Below are 16,154 nucleotides of genomic sequence, written 5' to 3' on the forward strand. Positions count from 1 at the left end.
TGGGAGGCCGTTACCCCCCCAACTAGCTAATGCGCCGCGGGCCCATCCGGCAGTGACAGCGTGAGCCGTCTTTCCGTGGCGCCTCAGGAGAGGCGCCAACCTATTCGGTATTAGCACCGGTTTCCCGGAGTTATCCCGATCTGCAGGGCAGGTTGCCCACGTGTTACTCACCCGTCCGCCGCTAAACCAGAAAGAGCAAGCTCTTCTGGTTCCGCTCGACTTGCATGTATTAGGCACGCCGCCAGCGTTCGTCCTGAGCCAGGATCAAACTCTCCATTATAGAAGAAATTGATTGCTCAATGTTCTGCTGGCGTCTCGCCGTTCCGAAGAACGCACGAGTCGCTTGATCTGGTAACCCTGATCAGTACGTTGCTTCGGCCGTTTTGCGCGGCCGTCGCTAATTTGTTGACGTTTTGCTGTTCAGTTTTCAAGGTTCATGTTTTAAAATTTTGGAGCGGGTGAAGGGAATCGAACCCTCATCATCAGCTTGGAAGGCTGAGGTTTTACCACTAAACTACACCCGCATATAAAAGTTATAAGAAAAAATATGGCGCGCCCGGCAGAAGTCGAATCCACAACCTTCTGATCCGTAGTCAGACGCTCTATCCAATTGAGCTACGGGCGCATTGCGTATGGTGCGGCCGAGAAGAGTCGAACTTCCACGGGATTTCTCCCACTAGGCCCTCAACCTAGCGCGTCTGCCATTCCGCCACGACCGCATAAAATTATTTTAGGGACAAATTCTATTATAGGACTTTGACACTCTAATGTCAATATCTTTTTATAATTTTTCCGTTTTAATAATTATTGCGTTACATTCATTTGGTTCGGAATAAAAATGGCTGGGGTACCTGGATTCGAACCAGGGCATGACGGGATCAAAACCCGTTGCCTTACCGCTTGGCTATACCCCAATAAAATGGCGGTCCCGACCGGGATCGAACCGGCGATCTCCTGCGTGACAGGCAGGCATGTTAACCGCTACACCACGGGACCATTTTGGTTGCGGGGGCAGGATTTGAACCTGCGACCTCCGGGTTATGAGCCCGACGAGCTACCGAACTGCTCTACCCCGCGACAATATTATAAGTATCAAAACCAACTGATTATGTATTTCAAAATAACAATTAAACTCAATTGCTTTTAAAATGATTGGTGACCCCTACGGGATTCGAACCCGTGTTACCGCCGTGAAAGGGCGGTGTCTTAACCGCTTGACCAAGGGGCCTTAATGGCTCCGAAGGTAGGATTCGAACCTACGACCATCGCATTAACAGTGCGGTGCTCTACCACTGAGCTACTTCGGAATAGTGTTTCAAGCACTGTTTAAGTACTTGTCGACTTTTTCTATTATAAAGAGGTCTTGAAGAAACGTCAACACCTTTTTGCATTTCTTTTTTATTATTTCAGAGAAAGCTTTCCAGAACACCTTCCGCAACGATATCTTTCCACATTCATGCGGATTTTCCGCACGTAATTTGTATTGCATGCCACACATTCATAAATGTAGCGTTTCGCCGGCTTTCTTTCTGATCTAGGCTCTACAGAAGAACAAAAGCGTGGAGAACCGGTCTCTTTTAGCAGCATCCTAAAATCCGCGTCCCGGTGTTTGTAGCCTTTTCCTTCTATATGTAAATGGTAATGGCATAATTCATGTTTGATGATTCCTTCAAGCTCGCTAAAACCAAATTTCTCATACGACTTCGGATTGATTTCAATATTGTGCGACCGCAACAGGTATCTTCCACCCGTCGTTCGTAAACGCGCATTGAAAATCCCTTCATGGCGGAATGGTTTATGGAAAACAGAATGGGAAATTTCTTTTATCAGTTCTGTCAGTTCATTATTGGTCATCCTTACTCACCTATTTCTTTTCTCAATTAAAAACAGCCGCCTCTATTTTAACAAGAAGCGGCTGTCTGTGCATGGGCATTTCTTAACCCTATTCGATTTGTTCTTTTGGCGGCAGCATGGTTAACGCAATGCGCCCTTTGTCTTTTTCGACTTTTTCCACCCACGCGGTAACAATATCTCCCACCGCTACAACTTCCAGCGGATGTTTTACAAAGCCTTTTTTCAATTTCGAGATATGGACGAGCCCGTCTTGCTTCACACCAATATCTACGAACGCACCAAAGTCCACAACATTGCGCACCGTCCCTTGCATTTCCATGCCCGGCATCAAGTCTTCCATCTTCAAAATGTCGTTCTTCAATAATGGCTGCGGGAATTCATCACGCGGATCACGGTTCGGTTTTTTCAATGCATCAACAATGTCTTTCAGTGTCACTTCACCGACATCCCATTGTCCACTCAGCTCTGAAAGGGAAAGAGCTTCCAGTTTCTCCGCTACTCCCGGTTTTCCGACATCTTTCTTATCCGCTCCAACCAAATTTAATAGTTTTTCCGCGACAGCGTAGCTTTCCGGGTGAATGCCGGTTGCATCGAGCGGATTTTTGCCTTCTGGAATGCGTAGGAACCCGATGGCTTGTTCATAGGTTTTCGCGCCAAGCCGCGGAATTTTTTTTAGCTGGGCCCGGGACGTAAACCGGCCGTTCTCATCACGCACCTTAATGACGTTTTCCGCCACTGTCTTGCTTAACCCTGCCACATACTGCAATAAAGAAGCGGATGCCGAGTTCACGTTCACTCCAACTTGGTTAACTGCTGTCTCCACAACAAATGTTAGCTGGTCCGCTAATTTCTTCTGTGACACGTCATGCTGGTACTGTCCTACCCCTACAGCTTTCGGATCAATTTTCACTAATTCTGATAAAGGGTCCTGCAGGCGACGTGCAATCGATGCGGCACTCCGCTCTTCCACTTGCAGATCCGGGAATTCTGCACGGGCAATGTCAGAAGCGGAATACACACTCGCTCCTGCTTCATTGACAATTACATAAGAAATATCCTGATCGGATTCAGAAATGAAGTCGGCAACAAATTGCTCGGTTTCTCTGGAAGCCGTCCCGTTTCCAATGGCCATGATTTCAATTGGGTATTTCGCAACGAGCTGCTTCATCACTTTTTTCGCTCCTGCTTGATCGTTTTTAGGAGCATGCGGATAAATGACAGCCACCTCGAGTAATTTACCGGTTTCATCAATCACTGCTAGTTTGCAGCCCGTGCGATATGCCGGGTCTACCCCCAGCACCATCTTGTTTTTCATCGGCGGCTGCAATAACAGATTGCGCAAGTTCTCAGAAAAAATATGGATGGCTTGTGTTTCCCCTTTTTCACTCAGCTCTGTTCTGATTTCACGCTCGACTGAGGGCTGGATCAGTCGTTTATAGCTGTCTTCAATAGCAGTTGCTACAATCTCGCCTGTTTCTGAAGTTGTTTTGACCCACTTGTTTTTCATCAAAGTTAAAATGCGGTCGATTGGCGGATTGATTGATACTTTCAATACGTCTTCTTTCTCTCCGCGGTTAATCGCTAAAATCCGATGAGGCACTATTTTCTGGATCGCTTCTTCGTATTCGTAATACATTTCAAACACTTGTTTTTCGTCTTCGTGGTTCTTTTTGGCGACGGTGGCGATGGTTCCGTTTTTACGGGTCATGTACCGAACCTTTTCCCGGATATCCGGATCGTCCGCAAATAATTCAGCGAGGATATCCTGCGCTCCTTGAATCGCTTCTTCTGCTGTCTGGATACCGGTTTCTTCATTGATAAACGCTTCCGCTTTTGCCAGCGGCTTTTCTTTATGGAATTCCATCAGCCAGTCGGCGAGCGGCTGCAGTCCTTTTTCTTTGGCAATCGTCGCTTTGGTCCGGCGCTTTTGTTTATAAGGGCGATATAAGTCCTCTACACGCTGCAAAACCGTAGCGCCCATAATTTCCTTTTCCAGTTCTTCGGTCATTTTTTCTTGTTCCGTAATGGAACGGACCACTTCTATTTTCCGCTGCTCTAAGTTTTGGATATATGTATAACGGTCATCGATGGCTTTTATCTGTACTTCATCGAGCGATCCCGTCGCTTCTTTCCGGTAACGCGCAATAAACGGAACTGTATTGCCATCCTCGATCAAAGCAATAACTTGCCCAACCTGATTCGGCCTAACCCCCGTTTCTTTGGCGATCAACGCATGAATTTTCTGCATTTCCATAATGACACTTCCCTTCGTTTGCTCCTTATTTTAACACAGAAAAAAGAAGCCAACTCGTTTGAGCTAGCTTCTACCCGTTTCATTCGCTTTAAGCGTTTCAAGTTATTTATTCACGATTGAGTTTTCACTGGTCATTAGGAAGGTCGAGTTATGGGACAGAATATTGCCCATTCCACCTCCCACATAAATTTTCTGGCCAGTGACAAAATTCGAGAGGCTGGAGGCTAAAAACAAGCAGACACCAGCGATATCTTCAGCTGTTCCCATCCGCTTCATCGGCACTTCTTTTGCTGATAAATCTTGGAAAAACTGGTCTCTGGCCTCTCCCGCCGGAAGAAGTTCTTCCCAAAACGGTGTCATAATAGGACCAGGTGAAATGACATTTACATTTATCCCCGCTGGAGCAAGTTCGAATGCCAAATTATGCGTTAAGCTTTCCACCGCTCCTTTAGCAGCGTGATAGTGAAGAACCACTGTATAGGCATCAAAGGCACCCATTGATGAAAAATTAACAATCCGTCCAAACGCTTGTTTTTTCATATAAGGCAATACTTCAAGAATCGGATAAAGCGTGCCGTTCAAATTCAAATGCATTGTTTTTTCCCAGTCTTCCATATCCAAGTTTTCTGTATTTCCATTCCCTCCGCCAATCGTGCCACCTGCACAATTGATGAGAATATCGATCTTGCCGAATTCTTCAATTGCCGCTTCAATCGTTTGCCTGATGCTGTTTTTGTCGGTCACATCAACTTTATTATAAGCCCGGGCTGTACCGCCCGTTTGTTTAATAGCTGCCGCCACTTCTTTTGCCGAATCAATATCCAGATCGGAAATAATAACCTTTGCTCCTTCTTTTGCAAATAGTTTGGACGTCGCTTCTCCCATCCCTTTTGCTCCTCCGGTAATTAGCGCTACTTGATCTTTTAATAACATCCCTTCGCCCCCTCAGTTAGTTAAATTCCTCGAATGCCTCCATCTGCTACCATCGAAGTGCCCGTCGTATAGGAAGACTCTTCAGATGCTAAAAACAAAATCGATTTCGCTTGTTCTTCTGAAGTCGACATCCGGCCCATCGGAATGATTTTTTCCATATGGGGCGTATTCGGGTTGTCTGCAATCATTTCTGTGTAAACGACTCCAGGCAACAAACAGTTCACGCGAATTCCTTTATCCGCATATTCTGCAGCCACCACTTTTGACATATGAGTAATGCCCGCTTTGACAAAACTATATAAAGCATGCGTCGGCATGACGCTGATGGCTGCCAGCGAAGTCACATTGACGATATTTCCGGACGCTTGCCTCTCCATATGGGGCAGCACAAGCTGCATCATTCTGAAATAAGAAAACGCATCAAGTGCGACGAATTGATCCCAGTCTTCACGCGTCAGTTCAATGAAAGGTTTTTCGATGATCCGGCCAGCATTATTCACGAGGATGTCTATTTTTCCAAAAGCTTCAATAGAGGAAACGACGAGCTTTTGGATGTCTTCATCTTGTGTCATGTCAGTTTGTATGAAAACGGCTTCCCCGCCGTTTTTTCGGATTTCCGCTGCCACTTGTTGACCTTTTTCTTGTCTGCGCCCGGCAACCACTACTCTTGCGCCTTCTTCCGCAAATAACCTGGCTGTCGCTTCACCGATCCCGGATGTACTGCCTGTTACGATTGCCACTTTATCTTTTAAACGCCTCAATGCCTTCACCTCTTTCAGTATTATAAAAAGAGGTTGCCAGAAGGACACAGCAACCTCTTTTTAATTTGAAGAATTTACGCTTCCGGAGTCACTTTTACCAATTCCTGTTCTTTAGCAGCTGATTTCGTTCTTAACGTTTCGATTAAGCCGAAAGAAATCAGGAAAGCGATAAAATAAGAAATCGGGATGACGAGCATAACTGCTGTTAGGCTATAGGCATCCGCCAAGACGCCTGAGAACCCAATCGAGAAAGCACCGATCAATTCTCCAACTCCCATAATGAGTGCATTAGCGGAAGCCATGACTAAAGGAGAAACACTTTCAACCGGAATGATGCTTTGGTAGATGGTATTCATTGCCAGGATAATCCCGCCGAATAGAACCAAGATCACCAAGCTTGCTGCCGAATTTGGGAAGATGAAAAGTACAAGCGGCGTAACCATCGCCATTGCCAAGTACCCTGTCATTGCCGGCTTTCTTCCGATTTTATCAGAAGAATAAGGGATGAAAATCTGCCAAATGATTGTAAGCACTCCGAATAGCGAGAAGACTATTCCCATTTGCGTGATGGATAACTGGCTGATTTGAGTCAAGTAAAGCGGCAGGAATGAATTGAATGTCCACATGGCGCCCATACAGAACACGCTAATGAGGGTACAAATCAGGATATTTCTATTTTTCAAGCCGCTTAAAATGGTGCTGACTGTAACTGCGTTTGTTCCTGCAGCAACTATTGGAGAAATTTCCACCTCTTTGACAATTTTCAGCATCAATAAGGCTGCGATAAAGCTGGGCAAGCTGACAAATAAGAATGCATAGCGCCAGTCAAACAGTTCACCTAATTGCGTGACGACAACCGGCCCAATAGCGACACCGATCACCGCTGCTCCTGCATAGACGAGCCCCATATTTCTGCCAAGGGTAGTCGGGCGTGAAACTGCAGCTAACATCGAGATCGAGATTGGTAGGATTATCCCTTCACTGGCTCCAAGTAAAGTTCGCACGATCAACAGATAATTGAAAGAACCCGCGAACATGGTAATCAGGGCTAGAATTGAAGTGATAAGTGTGGCCCAAAACAAGATTTGCTTTTTATGCCCCAACCGGTCTGAAAGTATGGCGAATATTGGTGCAGAAATGGCGAAGCCGATTGTTTGCCACATGTTGATTTGACCGATTTTAGTATTATTAAGTGCGATGTCTTCAATGATCATTGGCATTAACATCGATATGGCCTGTCTATCCAAATACAAAAAGCCCCAAGCTACGAAAAAGAGCATAACCAGTTTTGTTTCGTACTTAATCCCGTTTTTTAATAAACCCATCTCCATCAATCCTCCTCGTTTATCCGATTAGTTTTGCACCGGCCATTGTGCCTCCGTCGATAACCAGTTCCGATCCCGTGACAAATCCTGATTCATCGGACGCTAAATACAAGACCCCGTATGCCACATCTTCAATTTTCCCAATCCGTTTCATCGGCAATTGATCAAACAGATTTTTTCGGGTATGTTCGTTTTCCAGAGCTTCTTTTACTAGATCCGTGGCAATCAATCCCGGAAAAACAGTATTGACTCTAATTTTATCTTCGGCATATTCAATGGCCGCTGTTCTTCCTAAAGAGCGAATTCCTCCTTTAGCTGCGCTATAGTGAGCAAAACTCCCTCCTCTTAAAGCTGCAATAGAAGCGATATTGACGATAGAGCCTCCACCATTTTCTTTCATGACTGGAATAACTTCCTGAATCCCTAAAAACGTTCCGGTGAGATTGACATTGAGCATGGCATTCCACTCATCCAATGAGATATCAGCCATTTTCGTTTCAGCATGAATGCCGGCATTATTGACTAAAATATCTACACTGCCATACTCTTCAATGGTTTTGGAAATGACCGTTTTCCAATTCCCCTCACTGGCTACATCATGCTGCAGGGCAAATGCATGCCGATTTTCTTGTTTGATCGCCGATGCAGTGCGCCTGGCTGCTTCGTAGTCAATATCTGTCACGACCACTTTGGCTCCTTCTTTAGCGAATAACTCCGCTTCGTAACGTCCCTGGCCATTTCCCGCTCCAGTTATAATGGCAATTTTCCCGTTTAATCGTCCCATCCCCGTCCTCCTATCCGCTGTTTCTTCGTCTGAATCCTGCTTTTCCCTCTCCCCATTTCTCTAAAGTTTTTTGCAGCTGCAAGTGCCTGCGGACGATTAGCCATTTTCGCTGGCCATATCCGGGACTCGATGATATATAGAAGTTTATGAGAAAGCGCTTTCAAGATATAGAAGTAAAACCACTCTATTTTGTCAGAATTTTAAATAAATTTTATTGGTTTTAAATAAAGTCTTTCGGCAATAAAAAAGCAAAAAAAAAAGAAGCCAACTCATTTGAGTAAGCTTCCAGCTATAAACGTTGCGTCATCTCCGGTTTGAATCGAACGCAAAATATCATAATATAAACGTTCGGGAATTCCAGCTTGGCGCATCATTGCTTTCGGATTTCGCAGTTCCACTCCATCTGAATGGATCAGGAACAAGTCATCTTCCACATAAGTGTAAAGTTGGGTTCGCAATTTTTGCGGACGTCCAGACAAATAGCCCATTACAGGCAATGGATAAATCATTTCGTCTGTCCCTTTCCGGTACAAATAGAACCGGATATTTCCAACGCAGCTGTATTCCAGCGTCTTTTTCTTAAAATCCACTTTAAAAATCGCTACAGCTGCTCCCCGTTTTTGAACCATCAAATCATTGAACCGCTTCATCAGCTGGTCAATCGTTTCATGGTGATACTCTTCTAGAATTTGAGGAATGACCTGTGAGGATTCCCGCGCCACAGGACCATTGCCTAGGCCATCGGCTATGGAGCAAATGAAATAATCATCTGTCAATACCGTATGATAACTATCGCCAGATTCATAATTTCCTTTTTTTGCTTCATTGAAAATAAAAGCATCAACAAAACTATGCTGTATTTTTTCCACTACGACACTCCGCCGGCTGCCAAAATGGCTTCTTGAAGTTTTTTAATTGCTTTGCGCTGCAAGCGGGAGACGTGCATTTGAGAAATTCCGAGTTTGTCCCCGGTTTCTTTTTGGCTCAGCTGCTCTATGTAGGTATACTGGATGATTTGCTTTTCCCGTTCAGAAAGCACATTCATCGCATTTGCTACAAGCATGCGCTGATCCGCTTTTTCATACCCATCGTCTTCCTGGCCTACAACGTCAAATAAAGTCACTGTACTGCCATCCGAATCGGCTTCCAGTGAATGGTCCATGGATAAAGCCTGATAACTTTTGCCCATCTCCATTGCTTCTAGTACGTCGTCTTCATCGACATCCAAATACTCAGCGATTTCCCACACTTGTGGCGAACGTTGCAGTTCACGCGTTAAGACTTCAACGGTCGATTTAATTCGTGGCCCCAATTCTTTAATTCGGCGAGGAACATGGATTGCCCATGTTTTGTCCCGGAGGAAACGTTTAATTTCTCCAATAATGGTGGGTACCGCAAATGCTTCAAAGCTTCTTCCGAACGAAGGGTCATAACGCCGTATTGCTCCAAGGAGCCCGAGCATACCCACTTGCGCGATATCTTCATGGTAAGATTTACCATTTGAATATTTGCGCGCAATCGATTCTACAAGCCGCTTGTAATTCATAACCAACATTGTTTGGGCTTCTTCATCTTCGTTTTTCTGATAAGCCTCGATCCACTCAAGCACCTGCTCTTTGGTTGGCTGATTAGGATGAGATCGTTTCGACATCCTCTTCCACCTGCTCTCCTCCAACATACTTTGTCATGAAGACTGTAACGCCTTCTTGATGATGGACTTTTACTTCATCCATTAAGGTTTCGATTAAGTATAGGCCAAGACCTCCTTCACGAAGAAAAGCGCCTTCTTCCTGGTCATGGTAAGGACCTACTTTCGCTTTTGTTTCCTCAAAATCAAAACTTTGCCCATGGTCGGCAACCATTATTTCAATTTTATCTCCATATAGTGCACATCCAATGACAACTTCGCCTTCTTCGCCTTCTGCATAAGCATGTTGAACAGCGTTTGTCACCGCTTCGCTTGAAGCAATTTTCAAATCTTCAATGTCATCAAAAGTAAATCCTATACGGCTTGCCAATCCAGAAATCGTCAAGCGTGCAACTCCTACGTATTGCGATTTAGCAGGTACCCTCATTTCAACATAATCGAAAGGACGCATGTCAATTACCACCTTTTCCAACTGATTCGATGTCCATAATGTCGCCCAAACCAGTTATGTCGAATAATCGTTTTAAACGAGACGAGAGCCCTGTCAGCTTCACATGGCCGCCTTTGGCATTTACTGATTTATAGAATGCCACAAAAACTCCCAATCCTGTACTATCCATATAATTAACGTCAGAGAGATCCAACTCTGCGTTTATGCCTTCTTGATTTTGGTATGATTCTAACTTTTCCCGAAGAACCGGCGCTGTATGCGCATCAATTTCCCCGCGTATAAAACCTTTTAATTTATTGTCCGTTTCTTCTAGTTCCACTTGAATATTCATCTATTTGACACCCCGTTTTTCTTTAATTCGGTTCAACATAAAAAAGCCATCGTAAGTTTAAATACCACTATAGAGTGGTTCTTAAACCTAGGATTAGACTTTTTTATAAATCACTAGTGTAAAGTCATCCCGCAGCTCTGCATTTTGCATGCGTTCCAGCTCGTCGTAGACGTATTGGACAATCGCTTGAGCCGGTTCGTCTTTTTTCTTTTCAATCATTTCAAAAATTACGTCGCGTTCGATAAAGCCTTCATCAGTACGGCCTTCGGTTACGCCATCGGTCATCATGATGACCATGTCATGATCTTCAAGCTGGACCGTGTGCTCTTCATATGTCGCTGCCGGTGAAACACCAAGGAGCAGCCCTTTGGCATACAACTCAACAAATTCCTTTGTTTTTGACCGGTATAAAATGGCCGGTTCGTGGCCTGCAGAGCCATAAGTCAATGAAGCACTCCGGGCATCATACCGTCCATAAAACATAGACACAAACATGGAATCATCAATGCTTTTCTCAACGACCCGATTAATCACTCCCAGCACTTCAGTCGGACTGGCTGGAGAATTATTCAGACTGTCCATGCCGAATTTCACCATGGACATACAAAGCGCCGCCGGGAGCCCTTTGCCGATTACATCGGCAACCGCTATTCCGGCGTGGCCGTCTTCATCACTTATAAAGTATATGTAGTCTCCGTTCATTTTACGCGCAGGAATAGAAAGCAGCCCGATATCTAACCCTTTTAAGGCAGGCAACTTTGTTTTCAATAATGTTTCCTGGACATTTGCTGCCAGGTCCATTTCTACCCGTATCTCTTCCTGGCGCTGCAAAAGGCTTTGCCGCTCCTGAAGCGCTAAGCCGTAATTAATCATCATTTCAATCAGAAAATCAAAGGAGTGCCAGACAACATCCGGCAGATCCTTATAAATTTCCTGCATTGCCGCTTTATGGACGCTGATTACTTCTTCTGGAGAAATATTTTCAGAAATCAGCTGGCGGCTGAAATTTTGGCCAACATACAGATTTTGCTCCGATTGCCGCTGCATGTATTGATTCAGAATTTCTTTGTATTGATTTTCGATTTTGTGGACCATATTTGCTCCCCCTATCGAAGCCATTTTGTAGCTCTTATATCCGTCCCTTCACCTGGGATCGTTTCAATTTTAAATTCATCCATTAACCGTTTGACTCCCGGAAGCCCTGCTCCTAATCCGCCTGAAGTCGAGAAACCATCTTCCATAACTTTTCGTACGTCTGGAATTCCTGGCCCTTGATCTGCTGCAATAATCAAAATCCCTTTAACTCCATTTTCCATAAGTTGCTGGATTTCAATTTTTCCTTGTCCTGCATAGAGGTATATATTACGAGCAAGCTCGCTGATAGCAGTAGTTATACGAGCCTGATCTACTGTGCCAAAGCCCAGCTCTTTCGCAACATTGCGCCCGAGCTGCCTTGCGGCAACAATATCCCATTCCGTCAATATTTCCACCGAAGACTGGTTGCTCATTCTTAAGCCTCCAATTCCAGTTGAAGTTTATCCAAACCATTTTCTAAATCCAGTGCTGTCATAACATCTTCAAGTCGAATTCCTAACTCGATTAAAGTGATAGCCACTGCTGGTTGGATACCGGTAATAACCACTCGCGCTCCCATTAGGCTTGACATGCTAATGACGTCTCCCAGGACTTTTGCGATAAATGAGTCGATGAAATCAATTGACGTTAAATCAATCACCACTCCGCGCGCACTTGTTTCATGCAGTTTTGTCAGCAGATCCTCTTGAAATTGAATGGCCGTTTGATCATCCAGTTCCCATTGGATAGAGACGATTAATGTATCTCTCAGTTTTAAAATCGGAATTCGAAAATTCATTATTCTTCAACCTCCACGATTTGACGATTTGTCCAAGCAAGCGCTTGTTCAACTCCACGCTGCAATGTGCTAGTAGTTGTAAAGTCATTTAAATTGATGCCAAGGGTCACGATCGTCTGTGCGATTTCCGGCCGAATTCCGACCAGCATGCATTTCGCACCTACTAAACGCACTGCATCTGCTGCTTGAATAATATGATGCGCCACCATTGTATCAACAACCGGAACACCGGTAATATCCAGCAGCACGACTTCAGCACGATGTTTCACAACACCCTCAAGCAAATTTTCCATTATTAGTTTAGCACGCTCTGTGTCAATTGTTCCGACAAGCGGCATGACCGATACTTTATCAAAGACAGGAATAAGCGACGCAGAAAGTTCCTGGAGCGCAATTTTCTGCAGGCTTACAGTCCGTTCCCATGTTTTTGAATATGTATCAATGGTACTGTCCCGAATCGGTATAATCCAATTATTGAATTCTTTATAGAAATCACGGAAGTTCTCCTTCGTTATTATTCCTTTTTCTTCCATCCCTTCGAATACAACTTCCGAAAAATGGTTGATTGCTTTCGTCACAAATGTAATGGACCAGCCAAGGCGCACCACTTTTTCAGCAAAATCATTTAAGCGATTTTCATATGCCTGGTGGCTCTCCAATAAATTCGACAACATTAAATCCGCAAATTCTCTGCTCGTTTGGTTCATTAAATCCGTAGGCATTACTTGAAAAGAACGCTCATCTTTCTCATTCTTCATCAGTTCTTGCCATTTGGATATTATTTCCGTGGAATTTTCCTGAATATATCCGGCCATTTTTTTATTCATTATTTTCTAGAACCCTCCCTGTACCACCATAAAACTCATACTGTGTATTGGTTTTTATATACTCTATCTTTTATTGTATCGGAAAACCGTTTTTTTAACATCTATTTTATCGGCTGACGCCTTAGTTTCTCTCCCAAGCAATAAAAAAACACTTGAAGTTTAGAACTTCAAGTGTTTTAGGAGTATGTATGCTTAGAACTTTACAAGGCCGACACTGATTTCGAGAGCTTCATCTACTTTTTCCATCAACTCGTCATCAAGCTGGGTAATTTTGTCAGTCAAACGTGATTTATCAATTGTCCGCAATTGTTCAAGCAAGATGACCGAATCACGTTCAAAACCATATTTTTTAGCATTGATTTCAACGTGAGTCGGCAATTTCGCTTTTTGGATCTGCGCAGTAATCGCTGCTATGATAACAGTTGGACTGAACCGATTCCCTATATCATTTTGAATCACCAGTACAGGACGGGTCCCTCCCTGCTCAGACCCGACAACTGGTGAAAGTTCTGCAAAAAAAACGTCACCACGTTTTACAATCAAATTGTCACCCTCCGCTTACAAGTCGCACGGTCGTGTGCTCCGCTTCGTACTCGGCATGAGAACATTCACAAGCGATTGATAAATTGATTTGTGACATCTCCACGTAGCCCTTGATCATTGCTTCTCGAATATGATGTGAATCGTATACATTTTTTATTACCCGTTGCGTGGAAACATAAACATAGTCACCGCGCTCTTGAATTTGTTCATCTGAATGAGTAGTCAACTCTGATAGCAATTTTTTTGGCAGTTTTACTACCACTTTTTTTGTCTTTGACCTCTCGTACACAGCCGACACCTCCAATAATACCGTACTTCTCTTTTCTCACCCCTTCATCTTAACATTGAAGCCGTGCGGTGAAAAGGGCCTTTTGGGAATCAAAGCGATTAAGAATACAAACGCGGGATTCTTTTTGTTAAAATGCAGGGTACTTCATACGGGATTGTGTCCAGTTTCTGAGCCCATTCGTTTATGCGGATTTGCTCCTTGCCTTGCTTGCCGATCAGCTGCACTTTTTCTCCGACCGGCAATTGTTCCGGCAGGCGGACCATGCACTGATCCATGCAAATGCGTCCGACAATCGGCATCCGTTCCCCACGGATCAACACATCCTGGCCTTGCAGTCCACGCAGCATGCCATCAGCATATCCGATTGGAAGCGTCGCAATCCATTCGTCTTGTTCGCAACGGTAAGTCGCGCCGTAACTTAAAGTTTCTCCTGCCTTCACTTTTTTCACATGGATAATTTCTGTTTCCAAGCTTAAAGCCGGAAACAGTTCAAAAGGCATTTCTTGTTCGACATAAGGAGAAGGCGCAATGCCGTATATGGAAATGCCAATGCGTACAGCATCATACGCCAGGTCCGGATGCATAATTGCCGCGGCGCTATTTGAAACGTGGACCATGACTTCAGGATCGTCCACTTGTTCAACAACGGCTTTCATTTCGCGCACTTGCTGTTCAAACAATCCTCCAACTTCTTCATCAGCTGTAGCAAAATGCGTAAAGATGCCGGCAAATTCGAACGGCTGCTGTTTAATGAACTCAATAGCTTCTTCCGCTTCTCCTGTCGCTACTCCGACCCGTCTCATACCTGTATCGACTTTCAAATGAATTTTTAACGGCGGGAGGCCCGGCTCTACAGAAGCAGCCGCCATTGCCAGCCACTCAAGTGAAATAGCAGCGACTGCAATTTCTTCTTTTTGAGCAACCGGAACAAAGGCTGCTGGAGTTGCGCCCATTACCAAAATTTTTGTTTTAAAACCGTTGTCACGGAGGTATAGTGCTTCATCAGGAGTGGCGACGGCCAAAAAGTTGACGCCTGTCTCTACCGCTCGCTGAGCTACTGCTTTTGCCCCGTGTCCGTAGGCATCCGCTTTTACTACTGCTATCACTTCAGCACCATTGCTGCGTTCGCGAAAAGAAACCAGGTTTTTTTCGATAGCGCCTAAATCAATAACTGCTTTTGTTGGCCGATAATTCACTGTCATTTAATATCCCCACTTACTTTTAAGATTGCAAAAGAACTTGTGCCGCAGCATATTCTTTTGTATGTGTAATAGAAACAAGTCCGATTTCCTGCTGCCGAAAAAAAATGCTCGGCTTGCCTTTTTCATCTTTTCGTATTTCAATATCTTCAAAAGAACAAAATTCACCGATGCCTGTACCGTTGGCTTTGGCAAAAGCCTCTTTCGCCGCAAAACGTCCAGCGAGAAATTCCACTTGCCGTCTCTCAGACAGCAAGGCGTACTCGGAAAGCTCCCGTTGGGTCAAAATTCGTTCCCGGAATTTGGAAGACCTGCTATCGAGCCTTTGGATTCGATGAAGTTCAACTATATCCAGACCGATTCCAATGATCATAATTGTTTCTCCTTTCAATCACAAACACTAAACAGGTATAATAACATGTATGAAATAGAGGTGACAAAATGTTTATTCGTACAGAAAGCTTCTCCCAATATTTACGGCTGTATCCTGTCGTGTCGACTTTGATCGCACTCAATTTACTGGTGCACATCCTCACCTGGGTTCCAATCCTTGGAGGGCAGATCTTCAGGTTTGGTGTCGGCTCCAATTATTTGATTAACGCAGGAGAATGGTGGAGATTTTTCACGCCGATGTTTTTGCATGGCGGAATAATGCACTTGCTCTTTAATATGTTTTCTTTGTTTTTATTCGGTCCAGAACTTGAAAGGCTGACCGGGAAAGTCCGGTTCATCACCATTTATGTATTGTCAGGATTTTTTGGCACACTTGTCACTTACCTGCTGCAGCCACTGGATTACCTGCACGTTGGTGCGAGCGGAGCAATCTTCGGCATCTTTGGAGCATTTGCGGCCTTATTGTATTACGGACGCCGGGCACTCCCTCAACTTAGACAAATCATTCTTCCAATTATCGTCATCAGTATAATCATGACTTTTTTGACGCCAAACGTCAATGCAACCGCGCATATTGCCGGAATGGCCACTGGTTTCCTGATCGGACTCAGCTATTTCCACCCGAAACGGATTGTCAGCTGGAAGAAAAGAAAATAACACTCGCTCTGGGTTCCAGACATAAAGAAAGG

At 44.4% G+C, this 16,154-nt stretch carries 19 protein-coding genes, 8 tRNA genes and 1 rRNA gene; 1 reads left to right on the top strand and 27 read right to left on the bottom strand.

What is annotated here, in order from left to right; genetic code table 11:
• The 27 genes from AC3AQ9_RS13740 to acpS form a co-directional block, all read right to left on the bottom strand.
• Window positions 1-280 (bottom strand): 16S ribosomal RNA (locus AC3AQ9_RS13740); the annotation flags it as partial.
• Window positions 281-450: 170 nt separating this feature from the next.
• Window positions 451-524 (bottom strand) — tRNA-Gly (locus AC3AQ9_RS13745).
• 24 nt (window positions 525-548) lie between these two features.
• Window positions 549-625: transfer RNA gene (locus AC3AQ9_RS13750), tRNA-Arg, on the bottom strand.
• An 8-nt stretch (window positions 626-633) separates the two neighbouring features.
• Window positions 634-719: transfer RNA gene (locus tag AC3AQ9_RS13755), tRNA-Leu, on the bottom strand.
• 120 nt (window positions 720-839) lie between these two features.
• A tRNA-Gln gene (locus AC3AQ9_RS13760) sits at window positions 840-914 on the bottom strand.
• A 6-nt stretch (window positions 915-920) separates the two neighbouring features.
• A tRNA-Asp gene (locus AC3AQ9_RS13765) sits at window positions 921-996 on the bottom strand.
• A 4-nt stretch (window positions 997-1,000) separates the two neighbouring features.
• Window positions 1,001-1,077: transfer RNA gene (locus tag AC3AQ9_RS13770), tRNA-Met, on the bottom strand.
• A gap of 76 nt (window positions 1,078-1,153) precedes the next feature.
• A tRNA-Glu gene (locus AC3AQ9_RS13775) sits at window positions 1,154-1,228 on the bottom strand.
• Between the two features lie 4 nt (window positions 1,229-1,232).
• Window positions 1,233-1,307 (bottom strand) — tRNA-Asn (locus AC3AQ9_RS13780).
• A gap of 94 nt (window positions 1,308-1,401) precedes the next feature.
• Entirely contained in the window at window positions 1,402-1,854 is a 453-nt protein-coding gene (locus tag AC3AQ9_RS13785; protein WP_488308067.1) for a SprT family protein, read from the bottom strand.
• An 88-nt stretch (window positions 1,855-1,942) separates the two neighbouring features.
• Complete coding sequence (locus AC3AQ9_RS13790; RefSeq protein ID WP_488308068.1) at window positions 1,943-4,108, bottom strand: Tex family protein; 2,166 nt, start codon at window positions 4,106-4,108, stop codon at window positions 1,943-1,945.
• A gap of 102 nt (window positions 4,109-4,210) precedes the next feature.
• Window positions 4,211-5,041: an SDR family NAD(P)-dependent oxidoreductase gene (locus AC3AQ9_RS13795; RefSeq protein ID WP_488308069.1), complete on the bottom strand. Its 831-nt coding sequence runs from the start codon at window positions 5,039-5,041 to the stop codon at window positions 4,211-4,213.
• A gap of 20 nt (window positions 5,042-5,061) precedes the next feature.
• Window positions 5,062-5,802: an SDR family NAD(P)-dependent oxidoreductase gene (locus tag AC3AQ9_RS13800; protein ID WP_488308070.1), complete on the bottom strand. Its 741-nt coding sequence runs from the start codon at window positions 5,800-5,802 to the stop codon at window positions 5,062-5,064.
• 74 nt (window positions 5,803-5,876) lie between these two features.
• A complete protein-coding gene (locus AC3AQ9_RS13805; RefSeq protein ID WP_488308071.1) occupies window positions 5,877-7,127 on the bottom strand; it encodes an MFS transporter in 1,251 nt (416 codons plus the stop codon).
• Window positions 7,128-7,146: 19 nt separating this feature from the next.
• The gene (locus AC3AQ9_RS13810) at window positions 7,147-7,911 is read right to left on the bottom strand and encodes an SDR family NAD(P)-dependent oxidoreductase (protein WP_488308072.1); all 765 of its coding nucleotides are present in this window, start codon (window positions 7,909-7,911) and stop codon (window positions 7,147-7,149) included.
• A gap of 269 nt (window positions 7,912-8,180) precedes the next feature.
• Window positions 8,181-8,780: a PP2C family serine/threonine-protein phosphatase gene (locus tag AC3AQ9_RS13815; protein WP_488308073.1), complete on the bottom strand. Its 600-nt coding sequence runs from the start codon at window positions 8,778-8,780 to the stop codon at window positions 8,181-8,183.
• Window positions 8,780-9,562: an RNA polymerase sigma factor SigB gene (sigB, locus tag AC3AQ9_RS13820; protein WP_036807353.1), complete on the bottom strand. Its 783-nt coding sequence runs from the start codon at window positions 9,560-9,562 to the stop codon at window positions 8,780-8,782. Before sigB ends, AC3AQ9_RS13815 begins: the two co-directional genes overlap by 1 nt.
• Complete coding sequence (gene rsbW / locus AC3AQ9_RS13825) at window positions 9,540-10,010, bottom strand: anti-sigma B factor RsbW (protein ID WP_204893380.1); 471 nt, start codon at window positions 10,008-10,010, stop codon at window positions 9,540-9,542. Before rsbW ends, sigB begins: the two co-directional genes overlap by 23 nt.
• A 1-nt stretch (window position 10,011) precedes the next feature.
• A complete protein-coding gene (locus tag AC3AQ9_RS13830; protein ID WP_488308074.1) occupies window positions 10,012-10,341 on the bottom strand; it encodes an anti-sigma factor antagonist in 330 nt (109 codons plus the stop codon).
• 93 nt (window positions 10,342-10,434) lie between these two features.
• Window positions 10,435-11,436 (bottom strand): PP2C family protein-serine/threonine phosphatase, encoded by a 1,002-nt coding sequence (locus AC3AQ9_RS13835; protein WP_488308075.1) that lies wholly within the window; start codon window positions 11,434-11,436, stop codon window positions 10,435-10,437.
• 11 nt (window positions 11,437-11,447) lie between these two features.
• Window positions 11,448-11,849, bottom strand: a complete 402-nt coding sequence (locus AC3AQ9_RS13840; protein WP_488308076.1) for an anti-sigma regulatory factor — start codon at window positions 11,847-11,849, stop codon at window positions 11,448-11,450.
• 2 nt (window positions 11,850-11,851) lie between these two features.
• Window positions 11,852-12,214 (bottom strand): STAS domain-containing protein, encoded by a 363-nt coding sequence (locus tag AC3AQ9_RS13845; RefSeq protein WP_036807366.1) that lies wholly within the window; start codon window positions 12,212-12,214, stop codon window positions 11,852-11,854.
• Complete coding sequence (rsbRA, locus tag AC3AQ9_RS13850; protein WP_488308077.1) at window positions 12,214-13,041, bottom strand: RsbT co-antagonist protein RsbRA; 828 nt, start codon at window positions 13,039-13,041, stop codon at window positions 12,214-12,216. The genes AC3AQ9_RS13845 and rsbRA overlap by 1 nt, the downstream gene beginning before the upstream one ends.
• A gap of 192 nt (window positions 13,042-13,233) precedes the next feature.
• Complete coding sequence (locus tag AC3AQ9_RS13855; protein WP_036807373.1) at window positions 13,234-13,584, bottom strand: type II toxin-antitoxin system PemK/MazF family toxin; 351 nt, start codon at window positions 13,582-13,584, stop codon at window positions 13,234-13,236.
• Between the two features lie 4 nt (window positions 13,585-13,588).
• Window positions 13,589-13,873: a transcriptional regulator gene (locus tag AC3AQ9_RS13860; RefSeq protein WP_488308078.1), complete on the bottom strand. Its 285-nt coding sequence runs from the start codon at window positions 13,871-13,873 to the stop codon at window positions 13,589-13,591.
• Window positions 13,874-13,971: 98 nt separating this feature from the next.
• Window positions 13,972-15,075 carry an alanine racemase gene (alr, locus tag AC3AQ9_RS13865; protein ID WP_488308079.1) on the bottom strand — a complete coding sequence of 368 codons (1,104 nt, stop codon included), beginning with the start codon at window positions 15,073-15,075 and terminating at the stop codon, window positions 13,972-13,974.
• A 19-nt stretch (window positions 15,076-15,094) separates the two neighbouring features.
• Window positions 15,095-15,445 carry a holo-ACP synthase gene (gene acpS / locus AC3AQ9_RS13870; protein ID WP_488308080.1) on the bottom strand — a complete coding sequence of 117 codons (351 nt, stop codon included), beginning with the start codon at window positions 15,443-15,445 and terminating at the stop codon, window positions 15,095-15,097.
• A 68-nt stretch (window positions 15,446-15,513) separates the two neighbouring features.
• On the opposite strand from acpS, the gene AC3AQ9_RS13875 reads away from it, so the two are divergent.
• Entirely contained in the window at window positions 15,514-16,122 is a 609-nt protein-coding gene (locus AC3AQ9_RS13875) for a rhomboid family intramembrane serine protease (protein WP_488308081.1), read from the top strand.
• Window positions 16,123-16,154 lie beyond the last annotated feature (32 nt).

Source organism: Planococcus sp. VCh962 (assembly GCF_057748275.1).

Coding starts and splice junctions, on each gene's coding strand:
- AC3AQ9_RS13830 (WP_488308074.1), bottom strand. CDS start 10,341: ATGAATATTCAAGTGGAACTAGAAGAAACGGACAATAAATTAAAAGGT.
- AC3AQ9_RS13795 (WP_488308069.1), bottom strand. CDS start 5,041: ATGTTATTAAAAGATCAAGTAGCGCTAATTACCGGAGGAGCAAAAGGG.
- alr (WP_488308079.1), bottom strand. CDS start 15,075: ATGACAGTGAATTATCGGCCAACAAAAGCAGTTATTGATTTAGGCGCT.
- AC3AQ9_RS13845 (WP_036807366.1), bottom strand. CDS start 12,214: ATGAATTTTCGAATTCCGATTTTAAAACTGAGAGATACATTAATCGTC.
- AC3AQ9_RS13835 (WP_488308075.1), bottom strand. CDS start 11,436: ATGGTCCACAAAATCGAAAATCAATACAAAGAAATTCTGAATCAATAC.
- AC3AQ9_RS13790 (WP_488308068.1), bottom strand. CDS start 4,108: ATGGAAATGCAGAAAATTCATGCGTTGATCGCCAAAGAAACGGGGGTT.
- AC3AQ9_RS13785 (WP_488308067.1), bottom strand. CDS start 1,854: ATGACCAATAATGAACTGACAGAACTGATAAAAGAAATTTCCCATTCT.
- AC3AQ9_RS13875 (WP_488308081.1), top strand. CDS start 15,514: ATGTTTATTCGTACAGAAAGCTTCTCCCAATATTTACGGCTGTATCCT.
- sigB (WP_036807353.1), bottom strand. CDS start 9,562: ATGTCGAAACGATCTCATCCTAATCAGCCAACCAAAGAGCAGGTGCTT.
- AC3AQ9_RS13805 (WP_488308071.1), bottom strand. CDS start 7,127: ATGGGTTTATTAAAAAACGGGATTAAGTACGAAACAAAACTGGTTATG.
- rsbRA (WP_488308077.1), bottom strand. CDS start 13,041: ATGAATAAAAAAATGGCCGGATATATTCAGGAAAATTCCACGGAAATA.
- acpS (WP_488308080.1), bottom strand. CDS start 15,445: ATGATCATTGGAATCGGTCTGGATATAGTTGAACTTCATCGAATCCAA.
- AC3AQ9_RS13810 (WP_488308072.1), bottom strand. CDS start 7,911: ATGGGACGATTAAACGGGAAAATTGCCATTATAACTGGAGCGGGAAAT.
- rsbW (WP_204893380.1), bottom strand. CDS start 10,010: ATGCGTCCTTTCGATTATGTTGAAATGAGGGTACCTGCTAAATCGCAA.
- AC3AQ9_RS13840 (WP_488308076.1), bottom strand. CDS start 11,849: ATGAGCAACCAGTCTTCGGTGGAAATATTGACGGAATGGGATATTGTT.